This is a genomic window from Thermus tengchongensis (genome assembly GCF_021462405.1).
GTDB classification, from domain to species: Bacteria; Deinococcota; Deinococci; order Deinococcales; family Thermaceae; genus Thermus; species Thermus tengchongensis.
In genome coordinates this window covers 1-16,285 of record NZ_JAKEDU010000006.1, presented here as the reverse complement: position 1 = coordinate 16,285, position 16,285 = coordinate 1, and the positions used below count along the sequence as shown (strand labels likewise).

Here is a 16,285-nt window from a genome sequence, read left to right as displayed (position 1 = left end):
TGCTGAGCCCGTGCTGAGGGTGCTGGTTAAGCCGGGAAAGGAGAGGAAGGTCCGAAACTTCTACCCCAACCTCTACCGGGACGAGCTGGAGGAGATGCCCTCCCAGGCGGGAGTAGCGGAGGCGGTGGCCGCCGATGGCAGCTTTTTGGCGGTGGGCTACCTGGACCCGGATTCCCGCATCCCCTTCCGGGCTTACCGCTTTGACCCCGGCCCCTTGGATCGCGCCTTTTTTCTGGCCCGCTTCCGGCGAGCCTTGCGGAAAAGGGAGGGGTTGGGCCAAAGCTACCGCTTGGTGCATGGAGAAGCGGATGGCCTCCCCGGCCTGGTGGTGGACCGGTTTGGAGAGGTCCTGGTTCTCCAGGTGCGCACCCGGGGGATGGAGGCTTTAAGGGAGGTCTGGTTTCCTGCCCTCCTAGACGCGGTGGGCCCCAAGGGGGTTTACGAGCGGAGCGACATGGAGGCCAGGAGGCAGGAGGGGCTTCCCGGGCGGGTGGGGGTGGTGTGGGGGGAGGTGCCCCCCATCTTGGAGGTGGAGGAGGATGGCCTCCGCTTTCCCATTCCCCTGGCCCTGGCCCAAAAGACGGGGTTCTACCTGGACCAGCGGGAAAACCGCCGGCTCTTTGAGTCCATGGTGCGCCCAGGGGAGCGGGTGCTGGACGTGTACAGCTACGTGGGGGCCTTCGCCCTCCGCGCCGCCCGCAAGGGGGCCTACGCCCTGGCGGTGGACAAGGACCTCGAGGCCCTGGCCATCCTGGACCAGGTGGCCTTGAGGATGGGCCTAAAGGTGGACATCCGCCATGGGGAGGCCTTGGAGGTGCTTAGGGGCCTTCAAGGGTCCTTCGATCACATCCTCCTGGACCCTCCTACCTTGGTGAAGCGCCCGGAGGAGATTCCCCCCATGAAGCGGCACCTGGTGGACCTTTTGCGGGAAGCCTTGCGGCTCCTTGCGCCCGAGGGGTACCTCTGGCTTTCCACCTGCAGCTATTACCTTAAGGCGGAGGACCTTTTGGAGGTGGCCCGGCGGGCGGCCGCCGACCGGGGAATGCGCCTGAGGGTGCACGGCCTCACCCACCAGCCCAAGGACCATCCCTGGAGCCTGCACGTGCCGGAAAGCCTTTATCTAAAGACCCTGGTCCTGCAGGAGGATGCCCTCTAGCTGCCATAGCCCAGCGGGATAGCCCAGCGGGACCCGATCCCCCTGGTATGATGGGCGAGGAAGCACCCTTGGGGTGCGAAAAAAGGAGGAGCGTATGGAAGTGGCAAGGGGTTTGGAAGGCGTGCTCTTTACGGAAAGCCGGATGTGCTTCATCGACGGGGAGGCAGGCCGCCTTTACTACTACGGGATCCCCATCCAGGAGCTGGCGGAGAAGAGCACCTTTGAGGAAACCACCTTTCTCCTGCTACATGGGAGACTTCCCAAACGGGAGGAGCTCGAGGGGTTCAAGCAGGAGCTGGCTAGGCGACGGGCCTTGCCCGAGCATCTCCTGGAATCCTTCCGCCGCTATCCCCTCTCGGCCCATCCCATGAGCTTCCTGCGCACGGCGGTTTCCGAGCTGGGGATGCTGGACCCCACCGAGGGGGAGATTTCCCAAGAGGCCCTTTACCAGAAAGGCCTTGACCTCATCGCCAAGTTCGCCACCATCGTGGCCGCCAACAAGCGCCTCAGGGAGGGTAAAGAGCCCATTCCGCCCCGGGAGGACCTCTCCCATGCGGCCAACTTCCTCTACATGGCGAACGGCGTGGAGCCCTCCAAGGAGCAGGAACGCCTCATGGACGCCGCCCTTATTCTGCACGCGGAGCACGGCTTCAACGCCAGCACCTTCACCGCCATTGCCGCCTTTTCCACGGAAACCGACCTCTACTCGGCCATCACCGCCGCTGTGGCTTCCTTGAAGGGGCCGCGCCACGGGGGGGCCAACGAGGCGGTGATGAAGATGATCCGGGAGATCGGCACCCCTGAGAGGGCCCGGGAGTGGGTGCGGGAGAAGCTGGCCAAGAAGGAGCGCATCATGGGCATGGGCCACCGGGTCTACAAGGCCTTCGACCCCCGGGCCGGGGTGCTGGAGCGCCTAGCCCGGCTGGTGGCGGAAAAGCACGGCCACTCCACCGAGTACCAGATCCTCAAGGTCGTGGAGGAGGAGGCAGGCAAGGTCCTGAACCCCAGGGGCATCTACCCCAACGTGGACTTTTACTCCGGCGTGGTCTACTCCGACCTGGGCTTCGGCCTGGAGTTCTTCACCCCCATCTTCGCCGTGGCCCGCATCTCCGGTTGGGTGGGACACATCCTGGAGTACAAGGCTATGGATAACCGCCTTCTCAGGCCGGATGCCAAGTATACCGGGGAGCTGGACGTGCCCTACGTGCCCCTCGAGGCCCGGGCCTAAGCGCCCGCGCACAAAGGCTGCCCCATTGGCTAAAGCCAAAGCGGCTTGGTTGTCGCCTCTTTGGGGCCCCCGGCACGGCGCAAGCCACGACGGGGTACTTAGAAGGGCACCGTAAGCACGCCGGGGGCTTGCCCCCGGTTTTCTTTTTGGGGAGATGGCTTCCCTGGGGCTGTACGCCATCAAAGGCCGCAGAAGGCCTCGTAGTCTATCAGCTCCTGCTGGGTAGGGTGGTCGCCGCACACTGGACAGGCGGGGTTCCGACGCAGGGAGAGCTTGCGGAACTGGCCCTCCAGGGCGTCGTAGAGGAGCAGGGCCCCAGCCAAGGGTTTCCCGATCCCCAAAAGCACCTTGAGGGCCTCCGCCGCCATGAGGCTGCCCACCACCGCCGGCAAGACCCCGAAGACCCCGGCCTCAGCGCAGGAGGGCACGCTTCCCGGGGGGGGAGGCTTGGGGAAGAGGCAGCGGTAGCAGGGGCCCATCTCCCCCTCGGGGGTAAGGTGGTGGAAGACCGCCACCTGGCCGTCAAACTGGTAGATGGCCCCGTAGACCAGGGGCTTCCTCAGGAGCACGCAGGCGTCGTTCACCAAATAACGGGTGGGGAAGTTGTCAGAGGCGTCCACCACCAGATCGTAAGGCCTCAGGATCTCCAGGGCGTTTTCCGAGGTGAGGCGCACCGGATAGGCGTCGATCTTCACCAAAGGGTTCAGGGCTAAGAGGCGCTCCTTGGCGGCCAGGGCCTTGGGTTTGCCCACATCCCCCGTGGCGTAGAGCACCTGGCGGTGGAGGTTGGAGAGCTCCACCCGGTCCATCTCCACGATGCCCACCCGTCCTACCCCGGCGGCCACCAGGTACTGTAGGACCGGCACCCCTAGGCCCCCGGCCCCCACCACCACCACGGAAGCGCGCTTCAGCCGCTCCTGTCCCTCGGGGCCCACCTGGGGCAGGATCATCTGGCGGTGGTAGCGGTCCAGCTCCTCCTTGGTCCACATGGCCTAGGCCTCCCGCGTGCCGAAGCCCGGGGGGAGGAAGTCGGGGTAGTCGGGGTTGCCCTTGCGGTCGGGGGCCTTGGGAATGAGGTCCGAGGGGTGGGGCTCCCCCTTGCGGCAGTAGGGGCAGTCGTGGCGGACCTTGAAGCGCACCGGCCGGGCGGGGATACCCAGGGCGATGGCGTGGGGCGGCACGTCCTTGGTGACGATGGCCCCCGTGCCCACCATGGCGTCGTCCCCGATGCGCACCCCGGCCAGGACCGTGGCGTGGTAGGTGATGCGCACCCCGCTGCCGATGATGGTCTCTTTAAGGGTCACGTCGGGGGAGGCCAGGACGTGGTGGGTGTGGCTGTAGACGTTCACGTAATCGGAAAGGGAGGTGCGGTCCCCGATTTTTATGCCCCCGATGTCATCCAAGAGCACGTAGCGGTGGACCACCACGTCGTCCCCTAGCTCCAGGTTGTACCCCACGGAAAACTCCACGTTCTGGAAGAACTTGGGGTTTTTCCCCACCCGCTTGAAGATGAAGGGGGCTAAGGCCCGGCGGATGGCCACCCCGGAGTGCACGGACTGGCCGATGGGGGTGAGGTCCAAAACCTTCCAGAACCAAAGGAGGGGTTTGACCTTTTGGAACTTTTCCTGGTCGGTGGCGGCGTAGTACTCCGCCTCGAAGGTGATGCCCTCGGGGTCCAGGCCCATGGCGGCCAGGGGGTTTAGCTCCAGGAGTTCCGCATAGGGCCGGCCGTGGAGGAGGCGGGCAAGTTCCTCTCTCACCAAGGCGTTCCGGTCCACGCTGGGGTCGGAAAGCTTCTCCACCAAAGCCCCGATGAAACGGTCCAGGGCCTTTTCGTGAAGGGGGGCGATGCCTCGAGGAAGGAGCCAGGGCATATGGGTATGCTAACCGGAAAAGGCCCCCAGGGGAATGCTCTTCCTCACCCGATGGAGGATCGGTAGCCCAGCTCCCGCAGGGCCTCGGGGTCCTTGCGCCAGTCGGGGTAGACCTTGACCAAGAGGTCCAGGTAGATCTTGCGGTTCAGGAAGATCTCCAGCTGCTTCCTGGCCGCCTGGCCGATCTCCTTGAGCTTCCTTCCCCCCTCCCCGATGACGATGGCCTTCTGGGAGGGGCGCTCCACGTAGAGGAGGGCCTTGATGTACAGGACGCCGTTTTCCCGTTCCGCCACCTCTTCGGTTTTTACGGCCACCGCGTAGGGCACCTCGTGCCAGAGGCGCTTCATGGCCTCCTCCCGGATGATCTCCGCCACCCACTCCCCGAAGTCCTGGTCGCTTTTGGCGAAGTCCTCGGGGTAGAAGAAGGGGCCTTCGGGGAGAAGGGCCAGGAGTTCCGCCTTGAGCCCGGCCACCTGGCGTTCGTCCAGGGCGGAAAGCATCCTGGCCTCAGCCTCGGGCAGGAGGGCGTGGTAGGCCTTGAGGGCCTCCTCGGGGTATTTGGCAGCATCCAGCTTGTTGCCCACCAGGAGGATGGGCACCTTCCCCACCAGGGGCTTGAGGGCCTTGGCCACCAGCTCGTCCTCCGGGGTGGGGGGGTGGCGGAGGTCCACCACCCAGACCACCGCGTTCACGTCAGACAGGGCCTCGTAGACCTCCTGGTCCATGAACTCCCCCAGGGCGTCCACGGGCTTGTGGAGGCCTGGGGTGTCCACGAAGACGATCTGGCGGTTCCCCTCGGTGAGGATGCCCCTAAGGCGCTTGCGGGTGGTCTGGGGCCTGGGGCTAATGGGGGCCACCTTCACCCCCAGGAGGTTGTTGAGCAGGGTGGACTTGCCCACGTTGGGCTTGCCCACGATGGCCACAAATCCGGAGTACGTCTTCTCTTCCATGGCTTCAGGTAGTCCCGGCCCCTTGGGACTCGCCGAAGGCGGGGGGCGGGACCTTCCAGGCTTTCCAGTATACTCCACGGCGTGGACCCTCTGGCCCTAGCCCTTCTGCCGGGCGTCGGTCCCAAGCGGCTTTTGGAGCTACTGGCGGCGGAGGATCCCCTGGTGGCGCTGAGGGAGCGTTTTCCCCAGGCTGCGGCTGGGCTTTCCCAGGCCGAGGAGCGGGCCCGGGCGGAAAGGAAGCGGGCAGCGGCTTTGGGAATGCGGATCTTGGGTCTTTGGGAAGAGGGTTTTCCTGAGGGGCTTAGGCGGCTTCCCCAGCCGCCCACCCATCTTTACCTGAAGGGGGAGCTGCCGGAAGAAGGGAAGGCGGTGGCCCTGGTGGGCACCCGTCGAGCCTCTTCCTGGGCCCTGGCCTTCGCTCGCAGGCTGGCCCGGGAGCTGGCCGAGGCCGGGCTTTGCGTGGTTTCGGGGCTGGCCCGGGGGATCGACCGGGAGGCCCACCTGGGGGCCCTCGAGGGGGGCGGGCGCACCCTGGGGGTCTTGGGGAGCGCCCTGGACCGGGTGTACCCCCCGGAGCACCGCCCTTTGGCCGGGCGGATGGACCTCCTTTCCGAGTTCCCCTTCGGTACCGAGCCTAAGCCGGAGTTCTTCCCCCGAAGAAACCGCCTCATCGCCGGCCTGGTGCGGGCGGTGATCGTGGTGGAGGCCCCCCTGGCCTCGGGGGCCCTCATCACCGCCCGCTACGCCCTGGAGCTGGGCAAAGAGGTCTTGGCGGTGCCGGGCCGCCCCACGGACCCGGGCTCCTTGGGGACCAACCGCCTCATCCAGGACGGGGCCTACCCGGTGCTTTCCGCAGAGGACGTGCTCTCCTACTTAGGGTTTTCCGGGAAGCCCAAGGAGGCGGTGGCGCTTTCCGGAGAGGAGGAAAGGCTTTACGCCCTCCTCCGCCAAGGGGAGGCCCTCCCTGAGGACCTGGCCCAGGCCCTAGGGCTTCCCCCGGAGCGGGTGCTTTCCCTCCTCACCCTCTTGGAGCTCAAGGGGCTGGCCCAGGCCCTGCCTGGGGGACGCTACGGGGCTACCTAAGTACCCCGTCGTGGCGCAAGCCACGACGGGGGCCCCAAAGAGGCCATGAGCACGCCACTTTGGCTTTGGCCGGTGGGGCAACCTTTGCGTGCGGGTACTTAACCCCAGCCGGGCCCGAGGGCCCGGCTGGGAAGGCTAGGGCATGGCCTACTTGGCCTTGTCGTAGAGCTTCTTTGCGATCTCGTAGAGCTCGCCGGGGTGGAACTCAGGGGCGAACTCGGCGGCGTCGTGACCCCCGTCGAAGACCGGCCCGCCCGTGGGAGGCCCGTCGATCACCACCACCTGGCTCCCGTCCTCGGGGGAAGCGCCTTGCCAGATGAGGCCCAGGTCTTGGTAGTCCGAGGGGCTAAAGCGGTAGAGGTTCCGGTGGAAGCCCAGGTCCATGAACTTCTTGGCCTCGGGGATCCGGCTGTTGTCGATGCGGGGGATGGGGAGCATCTTGGTCATCTCCACCCCGGTGAGGCTCTCCAGGGCCTTGCCGTAGGCGGCGGCGTGGACCCCGCCCCGCACCAGGAGGTAGCCGATCATCTCCCGGGCCACGGGGTTATCCGTCATCTCGTAGACCCTCAGCTTGTGGGTCCGGGCCGCCACCTCCAGGAAGAAGTTGTGCAGTAGGTCCAGGATCAGGTTGCCGCTGGTGAAGACGTACTCCCCGTGCCAGTGCTCCCCCATGGCTCCCATCACCAGGCTGTTGGCCCCGCCGGCGATGAAGTGGGCGGCGTTACGGGCGTCCTTGGCGAAACCCAGGGGAGCGCTCACGGGGTCCACGCCCTCCTCTAGGTCCTTCCCCGGGTTCTTGGCCAGGAGGCTATTAATGGTGGCCGCCACCAGCTCGATGTGCCCGAGCTCCTCGGTGGCGATGTTGGCGATGAGGTCGTAGTAGGGCTTGAGGGCCTTTTTCCCCCGGAAGTTGAAGGACTGGTACATGTAGTTCATCAGGGTGGACATCTCCCCGAAGCGGCCCCCCAACAGGGCCTGCACCGCGGCGGCGGCGTTGGGGTCCTGCTCCTTGGGCATGGGTAGCTCGATCTGCAGGCGGTCGATCCTCAGAAACATCCTTCACCTCCTGCCTGGCCGGGCCAGGCACCTTCCACCCTAGAGTAGGCATTTCTATAAGTCCAATAGAAGATGTTAGCCTAGCGAATAAACTAAATTTATGACCCTGGACCAGCTGCGCTATCTCGTGGCCCTGGCGGAGGAGGGAAGCTTCACCAAAGCGGCGGAGCGGGTCTACCTGACCCAGCCGGCCCTGAGCATCCAGATCCGCAGGCTGGAGGAGGAGCTTGGGGTGAGGCTTTTTGACCGGCGGGAAGGAAAGCCCACCGAAGCGGGGCGGGCGGTGGTGGCCCAGGCCCGCAGGGTTTTGGAGGAGGTGGAGCGCTTGAAAGCCCTGGCCCGGGGGGAGGAGGGCTGTTTCCAGGGCCCCTTTCGCGTGGGGGTGATCCCCACCCTGGCCCCCTACCTGCTTCCCCATCTGCTGCCCCGTTTCACGGCCCGGTATCCGACCCTCGAGGTCAGCGTACGGGAGGAGCTCACCCCCGCCATCCTGGAAGGCCTTCAGGAGGGGCGCCTGGACGCCGGGCTTGTGGGCACGAGGGAGGAGGGCCCTGGCCTAAAGGCCTTGCCCCTTTTTGAGGAGGCCTTTTGGGCCTACGTTTCTCCCCATCACCCCCTCTACAGGCGAGAGGCCATCCACCCCTTGGAGGTTCCCCTGGAGGACACCTGGGTCCTCTCCGAAGGGCACTGTTTCCGGGAGCAGGTTCTGGCCGTATGCCGCCCTGGCTTGGGAAAGCGGCAGGTGGAGTTCCAAAGTGGCGACCTGGAAACCCTCATCCTCCTGGTGGAAGGGGTGGGGGGGCTTACCTTCTTGCCCGAGGTGGCCCTTTGGACCCTTCCCGAGGCCAAGCGGGCCCACCTGCGCCCCCTTGCTCCCCCGGGGGCGGGGCGCACGGTTTACCTCCTCCTGCGGGAAGGAAGCCTCAAGGCCCCGGTGGCTAAGGCCCTGGGGGAGGAGGTGGGGCGGCTTTTCCAGGTCTTGCGCAAGGGAGCGGGGTCGCAGGCAAGCGTTATGATGAGGGCGGAGGTTCGCCATGACTAAGCCTGAAGCCAAGGGCGGGGATGTGCACATCAAGGCCGGGCTCATTTGGATGAACGGAAAGCTTCTCCCCCAGGAGGAGGCCAAGACCAGCGTCCTAAGCCATGCCCTTCATTACGGGACCAGCGTCTTTGAGGGGATACGGGCCTACGAGACCCCTAAGGGCCCCGCCATCTTCCGCCTGAAGGAGCACGTTCGGCGCTTCTTCAACTCGGCCAAAGTGCTGCGCATGGAGATCCCCTTCACCCCGGAGGAGATCGAGGAGGCTATCAAGGAGGTGGTGCGCCAAAACGGGTACAAAAGCTGCTACATCCGCCCCCTGGCCTGGATGGGGGCCAAGGCCCTGGGGGTGAACCCCCTGCCCAATAACCCCGCCGAGGTGATGGTGGCCGCCTGGGAGTGGGGGGCCTACCTGGGGGAGGAGGCGGTGCGCAAGGGGGCCAGGCTCATCACCAGCTCCTGGGCCCGCTTCCCCGCCAACGTGATGCCGGGGAAGGCCAAGGTGGGGGGGAACTACGTGAATAGCGCCTTGGCCAAAATGGAGGCGGTGGCCGCCGGGGCGGACGAGGCCCTCCTTTTGGACGAGGAAGGCTACGTGGCCGAGGGGAGCGGGGAGAACCTCTTCTTCGTGCGGGATGGGGTCATCTACGCCCTCGAGCACTCGGTGAACCTGGAGGGCATCACCCGGGACTCGGTGATCCGGATCGCCAAGGACCTGGGCTACGAGGTCCAGGTGGTGCGGGCCACCCGCGACCAGCTTTATATGGCCGATGAGGTCTTCATGACCGGTACTGCCGCCGAGGTCACCCCGGTTTCCATGATCGACTGGCGGCCCATCGGCCAGGGCACCGCCGGGCCCATCACCCTGAGGCTCCGCGAGGTCTACCTGGAGGCCGCCAAGGGCCTGCGGCCCGAGTACGAGGGCTGGCTCACCTACGTGTAGGCCTCCGTGGGAAACCGTCGCTTAAATTGTCGCTTGCGCCACGACAGGGGCCCCAAAGAGGCCATGAGCAAGCTGTTTTGGCTTTGGCCGATGGAGCAACCTTTGCGGGCGGGCGCTTAGGGCGGGGTGGCCCGGTTGTTGCGTAGGGAAAGGAGTAGCCATGCCCAAGCCGGGATTCCGCAAGGAGGTCCGCAGGGAGCGCTTGCGGGAGGTACGGGAAGTGCTTCTGGAGGAGCTGGACCGGGCGGCGGAGGAGTTTCGCACCCTTTGGAGGAGGGCCAAGGCGAGCCCTGAGGACGAGGAGCTTCTGGGAGAGCTCCAGGTCTTGGTTTCCGTTTTGGCGGTGAAGGCCAAGGCTTTGGAGGAGCTTTTGGAAGAGGAAGCCCTCCTCACTTCCTGAGCCAGTCTTCCAGCACCCTCTGGTAAAGCTCGGGGTCCAGGCGGGGCCCTTCGTAAAGCCCCGCCTTTAGCCTCTGCCGCTGGGCCTCGAAGAGGATCACCGCCGCCGCCACGGAGACGTTCAGGCTCTGGACCATGCCGAACATGGGTACCTGGATGGCGCTATCCGCCAGGGCCAGGGCCTCCTCGGAAACCCCCCATTTCTCCGCCCCCAGGAGGATGGCGGTGGGCTGGGTGTAGTCCACCTCCCGGAAGTCTTGGGCATCCTCCCGCAAGGCGGTGGCGTAGATCCGAAAACCCTTCTCCCTCAGGTGGCCGATGGCCGTCTGGATGTCGGGGTGCACCCGCAGGTAGACCCATTTGTGGCTTCCCCCGCTGGTTTCGTTGAAGGTGGGCACGCCCCCCGTGGGGTTTACCGCATGGGCCTCGAGGACCCCCACGGCGTCGCAGCTACGGAGGATAGCCGAGAGGTTGTGGGGCTTGTGCACGTTCTCCAGGAGGACGGTGAGGTCGGGCTGGCGCCTCCTTAGGACCTCCTCGATGCGGCGTCTACGGGCCTCCGTCACGGTTTCTCAGCTTAGCGATCAGGGGCTTTAAAAGCGAGCGTTTAAGCTTCAGGGCTTGGCGGTTCACGATGAGGCGGGCGGTGGAGTGGGCCAGGACCTCCACCTCCACCAGGCCCGCCGCCCTTAGGGTGGCCCCGGTCTGCACCACGTCCACCACGGCGTCTGCCAGGCCTGTGACCGCGGCCAGCTCGATGTTGCCGGAAAGCTCCACCACGTCCGCCACCCAGCCCCGTTCCTTCAGGAGCCGGGTGGTGAAGAGGGGGTACTTGGTGGCGATGCGGCGGATGGGGGAGGTGTCGCCAGGGCGCCTTATGAGGGAAAGCCGGCAGGCCCCGAAGCCCAGGTCCACGGGCTCAAAGAGGTCGCGGCCCGAGTCCAGGAGGACGTCCTTGCCCACCACCCCCACCTCGGCGATACCCAAATCCACATACACGGGCACATCCTTGTTGCGAAGCTCCAGGAGGGCGATTCCTCCTTCTTCCCCGTGGAGGAGGGCCCGCTCGTTCTCTATGGGGGGGAGTTCCAGCCCCGCTTTCCTTAAGGCCTCATAGGCCTCCTGGAACATTCGCCCCTTGGGCAGGGCAATGGTGAGGGCAAAACGCCTCATGCCTCCTCCACCCTAAAGATGCGCTCCCCTTGGGCCAGGTAGGGGATGCCCCGGGCCTTAGCGTAGGCCACAGGGTCTTCCCCATGGAAGAGCTCCACCCGCCTCTCCCCGGCGAAGCGGCGAAGGGCCTTAAGGTCCAGGGCCAAAACCTCGGGGCTTACGTCCACCCTGGGGGGTTTTAGGGCTTCCAAGGCCCGCTCTACCCCTATAGCGAACCCCGCCGCCCTGGGGAGGAGGGCCCCGTCGTACCGGCCACCTCCCAGAAGGGGCAGGCCGAAGCCTGGGGTGTAGGCGCGGAAGAAGATGCCGGAGTAGTACTCGTAGCGCCGGGCCATGCCCAGGTCCAAGAGGACGGGCCTTTCCAGAAGCTCCAGGGTCCTTTCCAGGTCCTCCAGGGCCTTCCTGGCCCTTTTGGGAAGGGGAAGCCTCTTAGCCTCCTCCAGCACCTCGCGCTCCCCGTAGAGGTCCGGCAAGGCCAGGAGGGTCTTGCGGGCCTCCTCCGGCACGGGGTGGCGGCCAAGGAGGTCTTCCAGCTCGGGCAAGTTCTTGCGGTGGATCGCCTGCTGGGCCTTCTTCTGCTCCTCTTCCGGAAGACCGGAGGCCTTGAGCACCTCCCCCACCAGGCTGGGCAGGCCCACCTCCACCACCCCTTCCAGGCCCAGGGCCTCCAAGGCGGCAAAGGCCAGGTGCAGGACCTCCGCGTCCGCCAAAGGCCCCGTGGCCCCGATGAGCTCCAGGCCCACCTGGGTGTACTCCCGGAAGCGGCCGAGCTCCGCGTCCGCCTCCCGGAGCCATAGGGCCCCCGCGTACTGGAAGCGGTGGACCCCTTCCCCCAGGTGGGGCCTCAGGAGCTTGGCCAGGAGGGTGGTGAACTCGCTCCTTAGGGCCAGTACCTCCCCCGTCTTGTCCACCAGCTTGAAGGCCCGCTCCGCCAGGGGGTGGAGGGGGTCGTAGCTTTCCAGGGCCGGGAGCTCCACGGGCTCGTAGCCGTGGCGCAGGAAAAGCTCCCGTAGCCTCCCCATGAGCTCGGCCTTGAGCCGGGCCTCGGGGGGAAGCAAAAACCGGGTGCCCTCGGGGATCATTCCTTGACCAGGATCTCCACGCTGAGGATCTTGTCCCGTTCCCCCGTGGCGCCCGGACCCTCCGTGGGGGTGAGGCGCCTGACCACCTCCATGCCCTCCACCACCCGGGCGAAAAGGGTGTACTGCCCGGTGAGGTGGGGGGTGGGGGCCAGGGTAATGAAGAACTGGCTCCCGTTGGAGTTGGGGTCCTGGGTGCGGGCCATGCCCACCATCCCCTCCCGGTCAAAGGCCAGCCCCGGGGCGATCTCCAGGCCGAAGGCGTAGCCTGGGCCCCCGGCGCCGGTGCCGGTGGGGTCCCCGGTCTGGGCCACGAAGCCGGGGATGACCCGGTGCCACTCCACCCCCTCGAAGAAGCGGTGGAGGGCCAGGAAGACAAAGGAGTTCACCGTGTTGGGGGCCTCCTTCTCCAGGAGGTCCAGAAGGATGTCCCCCTTGGTGGTGCGGATGCGGGCGTAGTAGTCCTTGCCGGGCTCCAGAAGGGCTTCCGGGGCCTTGAAGGAACGCACCGGGGTTTCCGAAAGGTAAGGGAGGGGCTTCATGCTCTCACCTCTACAGGCGCCGAGGAGGATCAACAGGCTAAGGAGAAGGACGCGCACCCCCATAGCCTACACCCGGGGCAGGGTGATGCCCTTCTGCCCTTGGTACTTGCCCCGGCGGTCCTTATAGGTGGTTTCGGGCCGCGGGCCCTCGAGGAAGATGATCTGCACGATGCCCTCGTTGGCGTAGACCTTGGCGGGCAGGGGGGTGGTGTTGGAGATCTCCAGGGTCACGTGCCCTTCCCAGCCCGGTTCCAAAGGGGTCACGTTGGCCACGATGCCACACCGGGCGTAGGTGCTCTTGCCCAGGGCGATGGCGATCACGTTTTCCGGCATCCGGATGTACTCGATGCTTCGGGTGAGGGCGAAGGAGTTGGGGGGGATGATGACCTCCTCCCCCTCGTACTCCACAAAGCTTCTCGGGTCAAAGCCCTTGGGGTCCACCACCGTGGAGAAGACGTTGGTGAAGATCTTCCACTCGGGGGCGGCCCGGAGGTCGTAGCCGAAGCTGGAAAGCCCGTAGCTGATGACCCCCTCCCGCACCAGGCGCTCCTCGAAGGGCTCGATCATGCCCTTTTTGGCCATCTCCCGGATCCACCAGTCCGGCTTAATCATGCCTTCAACTATACCCGCTAGACTGGCCTTATGCGGAAGCTTTGGCCCTTCTTCCTCCTCCTCCTCGCCGCCTGCGGCACCCAAGACCCCACGGGGGTGGGAATGGAACCCTTGCGCCTCACCAGCACCAGCCTTCCTCCCGCCTACCTGGGGGAGGCCTACACCGCCACCTTCAGCGCCGAAGGGGGGGTACGGCCCTACACCTTTAGCCTCGAGGGCAAACTCCCCCAAGGCCTGGCCTTCCAAGGCGGGCGGATCACCGGGGTACCCAGGGAGAAGGGCCAGTTTCCCGTTACCCTCACCGTGGAGGATGGGGCCAAGAACAGCCGGGTCCAGCGGCTTACCCTCACGGTATCCGACCCACCCCCGCCCAGGCTTACCCTAGTGGCCCCGCCGGCCCAGGTGGAGGGGCCCTTTTTGCTCTTGGGCCGGGTGGAGGTACGGGAGACCTTGGGCTTTCAGCTGGAGCTTCCCCTAAGGGATCTGAACCCGGATCTTGCCAGCTTGAAGGTGGCGAGCCCCGTGTACCTCCTGGATTACGATGCGGGGGCAGGGCTTTTGCGCCTGGATGTGGCCTTCGCCAGACCCCTAAAAGACCAGGAAGCCTTCCGCCTCCTCCTCACCCCGCAGAAGGCCCTTACCCCCAGGTTTTCCCCCCGGGTGGTCTTCTACGACAAGGAAGGGAAGCCCCTGGGGGAGGCCTTGAAGCGGGGCAGGCCCTTTGCCGACCTCCTGCAACTGGCCCAGAACTGGGGCAAGGAGGGGAAGGAGCTCAAAGGGGACCTGAACGGGGACGGCAAGGTGGACGGCGCCGATCTCCAGGCTCTGGGGCAGGGGTACTACCTCAAAGCTTCTCCGCCCCCACCTGCAGGAGGTGAGGGCGGCCAAGGCCAGGGAGAGGGGAATGCCCCGTGAGGTCTAGGGTCCGGCCCCTTCGCCCGGAGGACCTTCCCGCCTACTTGGCGTTGCGCCTTGCCCTCTGGCCCGAGGGTGGGGATGACCTAAAGGAGGTGGAGGGCCTGCTTCAAGACCCCAACCAGGCAGCCTTTGGGGCCGAAGCGGAGGGGCAACGGGTGGGCTTCGTCGAGGCTTCCTTGCGCCCCTACGCCGAGGGATGCGACACCCGCCCCCGGGGGCTACCTGGAGGGCGGGTACGTGGCCCCGAAATGGCGGGGGCAGGGGACAGGCCGTGCCCTTATGGAAGCCGCGGAAGCCTGGGCCCGAGCGAGGGGGTACCGGGAGATAAGTACCCCGTCGTGGCGCAAGCCACGACGGGGTACTTAGGCCAGGAGGTCCACCGCCGCTTGGGGTACCAGGAGGTGGAGCGCATCGTCTGCTTCCGCAAGGACCTTTAGAGGGCCCGGCGGATGGCCTCGGCGTCCTCCTTGCGGTAGCCGTAAAGGGTGACCTCGAGGGTATCCGGGGCCTTCTTGATCTCCTCCAGCATCACCTGGGCCACCTCTTCCACGGGAAGCCCTCCCACCCCGGTGCCCAGAAGGGGAAAGGCCACGGTCCTTAGGCCGAGCTCCACCGCCTTTTCCAGGGCGCTCCTCGTGGCCTGGCGCACGGTTTCCAGGCTGGCGGGCTCATCCCCCAGGACGGCGGCGTGGATCACGTAGCGCACCCCCAGGTTCCCCGCCCCCGTGACCGCGGCTTCCCCCACCCGGATCTTCCCGATCCGGTCGCATTCCTCCTGGATGGAGGGGCCTCCTTTCCTGAGGATGGCCCCCGCCACCCCAGCGCCCAGCTTCAAGTAGTTGTTGGCAGCGTTGACGATGGCATCCCCCCGGAACTCGGTGATGTCCCCTTCTTCCACGCGGATGCGGGCCATGTCCTCATTTTCCCGTACAATGGGCCTGATGTCACGGGATATCTTGGGCCTCGAGGGGCGGATCGTTATGGTAACCGGGGCCGGCAGGGGTTTCGGCCGGGCCATCGCCCACGGCTACGGGCGCAACGGGGCCACGGTGATCGCCGTGGACCCCGACGTGGAGTTGGCCACCAGCGTGGCCTCGGAGGTGGAGGCCCTAGGGGCCACGGCCATCCCCATACGGGGGGACATGAGCGTGGTGTTGGACGTGACCAGCACCTTTGAAAAGGTGGAGGAGCTTTTTGGCCTATTGGACGGCATCGTCCACGTGACCACCGCCGAGAGCAAGACTCCCTTCGTGGAGCTATTGGAGGGGGAGTGGTACGACCTCATGAGCCAAGATGTGAAGTCCAGCCTGTATGTGCTCCAGCAGGGTTTGCGCCACCTGGCAGGGGGTGGATTCGTCACCTTGGTGCTGCCGCCAGCGGTGCGCATCGAGCCTCATACCCTTTCCGTGCGCCGGGCGGTGGAAGGGCTCATCGAGGGGGTCACCCGGACCTTTCCCGGGGTGCGGGTGAACGGGGTGGTGCCTTCCCGGGACCCGGTTTCCGAAGCCTACGACCAAGCCTTGGTCCGGGCGGCCTTGGGCCTGGGTTCCATGGTTTCCGAAGGGGTCCGCGGGGTGGTGCTGGAGGTGGAGCTTCCCGAGCCTCCCCCATCCCCCGAGGTCTACGAGCTCCTCAGGGAAGTGCCATGAAGTGCCCTTACTGCGGTCATCCCGATACCCGGGTGGTGGACTCCCGCCCCTCCGACGAGGGGGCGGCCATCCGCCGCCGCCGGGAGTGCCCGGCTTGCGGCCGCCGCTTCACCACCTACGAGCGCACCCAGCTGGAGCCTTTGATGGTGGTGAAGCGGGACGGCCGAAGGGAACCCTTCAACCCCGATAAGCTCCTGAGGGGGCTTCTCCTGGCGTGTGAAAAGCGCCCCGTGGACCCGGAGGTTCTCCGCCGCTTCGCCTACGCCTTTGAGGACCAGGTGACGGGCCCGGAGATCACCTCCGAGGAGATCGGCCTGAAGGCCATGGCCTTTCTAAGGGATCTGGACCACGTGGCCTACATCCGCTTTGCCTCCGTCTACCGGGAGTTTGACTCCGTGGAGCGCTTCATCGAGGAGATCCAGCGCCTAGGGGGTGTTGACAAGAAGGAGGGGGCTTGATAGCATAGCTTTTGCTGCGCGGGCGAAAGCCCAAGCAGGGGGATCTTGAAAAGGGGAGAGCAGAGGCTAACACCAAGAAGCCAACAACGCCTTCGGGCGTTGATTTTATTGGAGAGTTTGATCCTG

At 65.9% G+C, this 16,285-nt stretch carries 20 protein-coding genes; 10 read left to right on the top strand and 10 right to left on the bottom strand.

The window, feature by feature from the left end; all coding sequences use genetic code 11:
• Positions 1 to 10: 10 nt before the first annotated feature.
• On the top strand, positions 11 to 1,156 hold the full coding sequence (locus L1087_RS08355; RefSeq protein WP_234558455.1) for a class I SAM-dependent rRNA methyltransferase: 1,146 nt from the start codon (positions 11 to 13) through the stop codon (positions 1,154 to 1,156).
• A 94-nt stretch (positions 1,157 to 1,250) separates the two neighbouring features.
• Complete coding sequence (locus L1087_RS08350; RefSeq protein ID WP_234558453.1) at positions 1,251 to 2,384, top strand: citrate synthase/methylcitrate synthase; 1,134 nt, start codon at positions 1,251 to 1,253, stop codon at positions 2,382 to 2,384.
• Positions 2,385 to 2,563: 179 nt separating this feature from the next.
• Here L1087_RS08350 and L1087_RS08345 read toward each other — a convergent pair whose 3' ends face one another.
• From L1087_RS08345 to era, 3 genes are read right to left on the bottom strand one after another with little or no spacing between them, the layout of a single operon-like run.
• Positions 2,564 to 3,373 carry a HesA/MoeB/ThiF family protein gene (locus tag L1087_RS08345; RefSeq protein WP_234558452.1) on the bottom strand — a complete coding sequence of 270 codons (810 nt, stop codon included), beginning with the start codon at positions 3,371 to 3,373 and terminating at the stop codon, positions 2,564 to 2,566.
• Between the two features lie 3 nt (positions 3,374 to 3,376).
• Positions 3,377 to 4,258: an acyltransferase gene (locus L1087_RS08340; protein WP_038043128.1), complete on the bottom strand. Its 882-nt coding sequence runs from the start codon at positions 4,256 to 4,258 to the stop codon at positions 3,377 to 3,379.
• Between the two features lie 44 nt (positions 4,259 to 4,302).
• The gene (gene era, locus L1087_RS08335) at positions 4,303 to 5,208 is read right to left on the bottom strand and encodes a GTPase Era (protein WP_038043126.1); all 906 of its coding nucleotides are present in this window, start codon (positions 5,206 to 5,208) and stop codon (positions 4,303 to 4,305) included.
• An 81-nt stretch (positions 5,209 to 5,289) separates the two neighbouring features.
• On the opposite strand from era, the gene dprA reads away from it, so the two are divergent.
• Positions 5,290 to 6,291: a DNA-processing protein DprA gene (gene dprA / locus L1087_RS08330; protein WP_234558451.1), complete on the top strand. Its 1,002-nt coding sequence runs from the start codon at positions 5,290 to 5,292 to the stop codon at positions 6,289 to 6,291.
• 147 nt (positions 6,292 to 6,438) lie between these two features.
• On the opposite strand, the gene L1087_RS08325 is transcribed toward dprA, so the two are convergent.
• Positions 6,439 to 7,347: a manganese catalase family protein gene (locus L1087_RS08325; RefSeq protein ID WP_234558450.1), complete on the bottom strand. Its 909-nt coding sequence runs from the start codon at positions 7,345 to 7,347 to the stop codon at positions 6,439 to 6,441.
• A 100-nt stretch (positions 7,348 to 7,447) separates the two neighbouring features.
• Between L1087_RS08325 and L1087_RS08320 the strand changes: the two genes are divergently transcribed.
• The 3 genes from L1087_RS08320 (at position 7,448) to L1087_RS08310 (ending at position 9,729) form a co-directional block, all read left to right on the top strand.
• Positions 7,448 to 8,389, top strand: a complete 942-nt coding sequence (locus L1087_RS08320) for a hydrogen peroxide-inducible genes activator (protein WP_135260841.1) — start codon at positions 7,448 to 7,450, stop codon at positions 8,387 to 8,389.
• The gene (locus tag L1087_RS08315; RefSeq protein WP_038043116.1) at positions 8,382 to 9,329 is read left to right on the top strand and encodes a branched-chain amino acid transaminase; all 948 of its coding nucleotides are present in this window, start codon (positions 8,382 to 8,384) and stop codon (positions 9,327 to 9,329) included. Before L1087_RS08320 ends, L1087_RS08315 begins: the two co-directional genes overlap by 8 nt.
• A 160-nt stretch (positions 9,330 to 9,489) precedes the next feature.
• The gene (locus L1087_RS08310; protein ID WP_038043115.1) at positions 9,490 to 9,729 is read left to right on the top strand and encodes a hypothetical protein; all 240 of its coding nucleotides are present in this window, start codon (positions 9,490 to 9,492) and stop codon (positions 9,727 to 9,729) included.
• Here L1087_RS08310 and trmH read toward each other — a convergent pair.
• Genes trmH through dcd form a run of 5 tightly spaced genes read right to left on the bottom strand, consistent with a single transcriptional unit; the run spans position 9,719 to position 13,134 of the window.
• Positions 9,719 to 10,294, bottom strand: a complete 576-nt coding sequence (gene trmH / locus L1087_RS08305; RefSeq protein ID WP_038043113.1) for a tRNA (guanosine(18)-2'-O)-methyltransferase TrmH — start codon at positions 10,292 to 10,294, stop codon at positions 9,719 to 9,721. The genes L1087_RS08310 and trmH overlap by 11 nt on opposite strands.
• The gene (gene hisG, locus L1087_RS08300; protein ID WP_038043111.1) at positions 10,278 to 10,901 is read right to left on the bottom strand and encodes an ATP phosphoribosyltransferase; all 624 of its coding nucleotides are present in this window, start codon (positions 10,899 to 10,901) and stop codon (positions 10,278 to 10,280) included. The genes trmH and hisG overlap by 17 nt, the downstream gene beginning before the upstream one ends.
• Complete coding sequence (locus L1087_RS08295; RefSeq protein WP_038043106.1) at positions 10,898 to 11,983, bottom strand: ATP phosphoribosyltransferase regulatory subunit; 1,086 nt, start codon at positions 11,981 to 11,983, stop codon at positions 10,898 to 10,900. Before L1087_RS08295 ends, hisG begins: the two co-directional genes overlap by 4 nt.
• The gene (locus tag L1087_RS08290) at positions 11,980 to 12,585 is read right to left on the bottom strand and encodes a peptidylprolyl isomerase (RefSeq protein ID WP_135260839.1); all 606 of its coding nucleotides are present in this window, start codon (positions 12,583 to 12,585) and stop codon (positions 11,980 to 11,982) included. Before L1087_RS08290 ends, L1087_RS08295 begins: the two co-directional genes overlap by 4 nt.
• Before the next feature lie 3 nt (positions 12,586 to 12,588).
• Positions 12,589 to 13,134: a dCTP deaminase gene (gene dcd, locus L1087_RS08285; RefSeq protein ID WP_135260838.1), complete on the bottom strand. Its 546-nt coding sequence runs from the start codon at positions 13,132 to 13,134 to the stop codon at positions 12,589 to 12,591.
• 30 nt (positions 13,135 to 13,164) lie between these two features.
• On the opposite strand from dcd, the gene L1087_RS08280 reads away from it, so the two are divergent.
• Both L1087_RS08280 and L1087_RS13455 read left to right on the top strand, forming a co-directional pair.
• Positions 13,165 to 14,049, top strand: a complete 885-nt coding sequence (locus tag L1087_RS08280) for a putative Ig domain-containing protein (protein WP_234558449.1) — start codon at positions 13,165 to 13,167, stop codon at positions 14,047 to 14,049.
• A complete protein-coding gene (locus L1087_RS13455; RefSeq protein WP_453827682.1) occupies positions 14,046 to 14,489 on the top strand; it encodes an aminoglycoside 6'-N-acetyltransferase in 444 nt (147 codons plus the stop codon). Before L1087_RS08280 ends, L1087_RS13455 begins: the two co-directional genes overlap by 4 nt.
• Here L1087_RS13455 and L1087_RS08270 read toward each other — a convergent pair.
• Positions 14,486 to 14,965 carry a macro domain-containing protein gene (locus L1087_RS08270; protein ID WP_234558447.1) on the bottom strand — a complete coding sequence of 160 codons (480 nt, stop codon included), beginning with the start codon at positions 14,963 to 14,965 and terminating at the stop codon, positions 14,486 to 14,488. The genes L1087_RS13455 and L1087_RS08270 overlap by 4 nt on opposite strands.
• Before the next feature lie 28 nt (positions 14,966 to 14,993).
• On the opposite strand from L1087_RS08270, the gene L1087_RS08265 reads away from it, so the two are divergent.
• Together L1087_RS08265 and nrdR are read left to right on the top strand one after the other, a co-directional pair.
• Complete coding sequence (locus L1087_RS08265; protein WP_135260836.1) at positions 14,994 to 15,701, top strand: SDR family NAD(P)-dependent oxidoreductase; 708 nt, start codon at positions 14,994 to 14,996, stop codon at positions 15,699 to 15,701.
• Positions 15,698 to 16,159: a transcriptional regulator NrdR gene (nrdR, locus tag L1087_RS08260; protein ID WP_135260835.1), complete on the top strand. Its 462-nt coding sequence runs from the start codon at positions 15,698 to 15,700 to the stop codon at positions 16,157 to 16,159. Before L1087_RS08265 ends, nrdR begins: the two co-directional genes overlap by 4 nt.
• The last annotated feature ends 126 nt before the right edge of the window (positions 16,160 to 16,285 follow it).

Excerpts from the sequence above, each read along its gene's own strand:
- L1087_RS08350 (WP_234558453.1), top strand. The coding sequence starts at position 1,251 with ATGGAAGTGGCAAGGGGTTTGGAAGGCGTGCTCTTTACGGAAAGCCGG.
- L1087_RS08345 (WP_234558452.1), bottom strand. The coding sequence starts at position 3,373 with ATGTGGACCAAGGAGGAGCTGGACCGCTACCACCGCCAGATGATCCTG.
- L1087_RS08340 (WP_038043128.1), bottom strand. The coding sequence starts at position 4,258 with ATGCCCTGGCTCCTTCCTCGAGGCATCGCCCCCCTTCACGAAAAGGCC.
- era (WP_038043126.1), bottom strand. The coding sequence starts at position 5,208 with ATGGAAGAGAAGACGTACTCCGGATTTGTGGCCATCGTGGGCAAGCCC.
- L1087_RS08325 (WP_234558450.1), bottom strand. The coding sequence starts at position 7,347 with ATGTTTCTGAGGATCGACCGCCTGCAGATCGAGCTACCCATGCCCAAG.
- L1087_RS08320 (WP_135260841.1), top strand. The coding sequence starts at position 7,448 with ATGACCCTGGACCAGCTGCGCTATCTCGTGGCCCTGGCGGAGGAGGGA.
- L1087_RS08315 (WP_038043116.1), top strand. The coding sequence starts at position 8,382 with ATGACTAAGCCTGAAGCCAAGGGCGGGGATGTGCACATCAAGGCCGGG.
- L1087_RS08310 (WP_038043115.1), top strand. The coding sequence starts at position 9,490 with ATGCCCAAGCCGGGATTCCGCAAGGAGGTCCGCAGGGAGCGCTTGCGG.
- hisG (WP_038043111.1), bottom strand. The coding sequence starts at position 10,901 with ATGAGGCGTTTTGCCCTCACCATTGCCCTGCCCAAGGGGCGAATGTTC.
- L1087_RS08295 (WP_038043106.1), bottom strand. The coding sequence starts at position 11,983 with ATGATCCCCGAGGGCACCCGGTTTTTGCTTCCCCCCGAGGCCCGGCTC.
- L1087_RS08290 (WP_135260839.1), bottom strand. The coding sequence starts at position 12,585 with ATGGGGGTGCGCGTCCTTCTCCTTAGCCTGTTGATCCTCCTCGGCGCC.
- dcd (WP_135260838.1), bottom strand. The coding sequence starts at position 13,134 with ATGATTAAGCCGGACTGGTGGATCCGGGAGATGGCCAAAAAGGGCATG.
- L1087_RS08280 (WP_234558449.1), top strand. The coding sequence starts at position 13,165 with ATGCGGAAGCTTTGGCCCTTCTTCCTCCTCCTCCTCGCCGCCTGCGGC.
- L1087_RS08270 (WP_234558447.1), bottom strand. The coding sequence starts at position 14,965 with ATGGCCCGCATCCGCGTGGAAGAAGGGGACATCACCGAGTTCCGGGGG.
- L1087_RS08265 (WP_135260836.1), top strand. The coding sequence starts at position 14,994 with ATGTCACGGGATATCTTGGGCCTCGAGGGGCGGATCGTTATGGTAACC.
- nrdR (WP_135260835.1), top strand. The coding sequence starts at position 15,698 with ATGAAGTGCCCTTACTGCGGTCATCCCGATACCCGGGTGGTGGACTCC.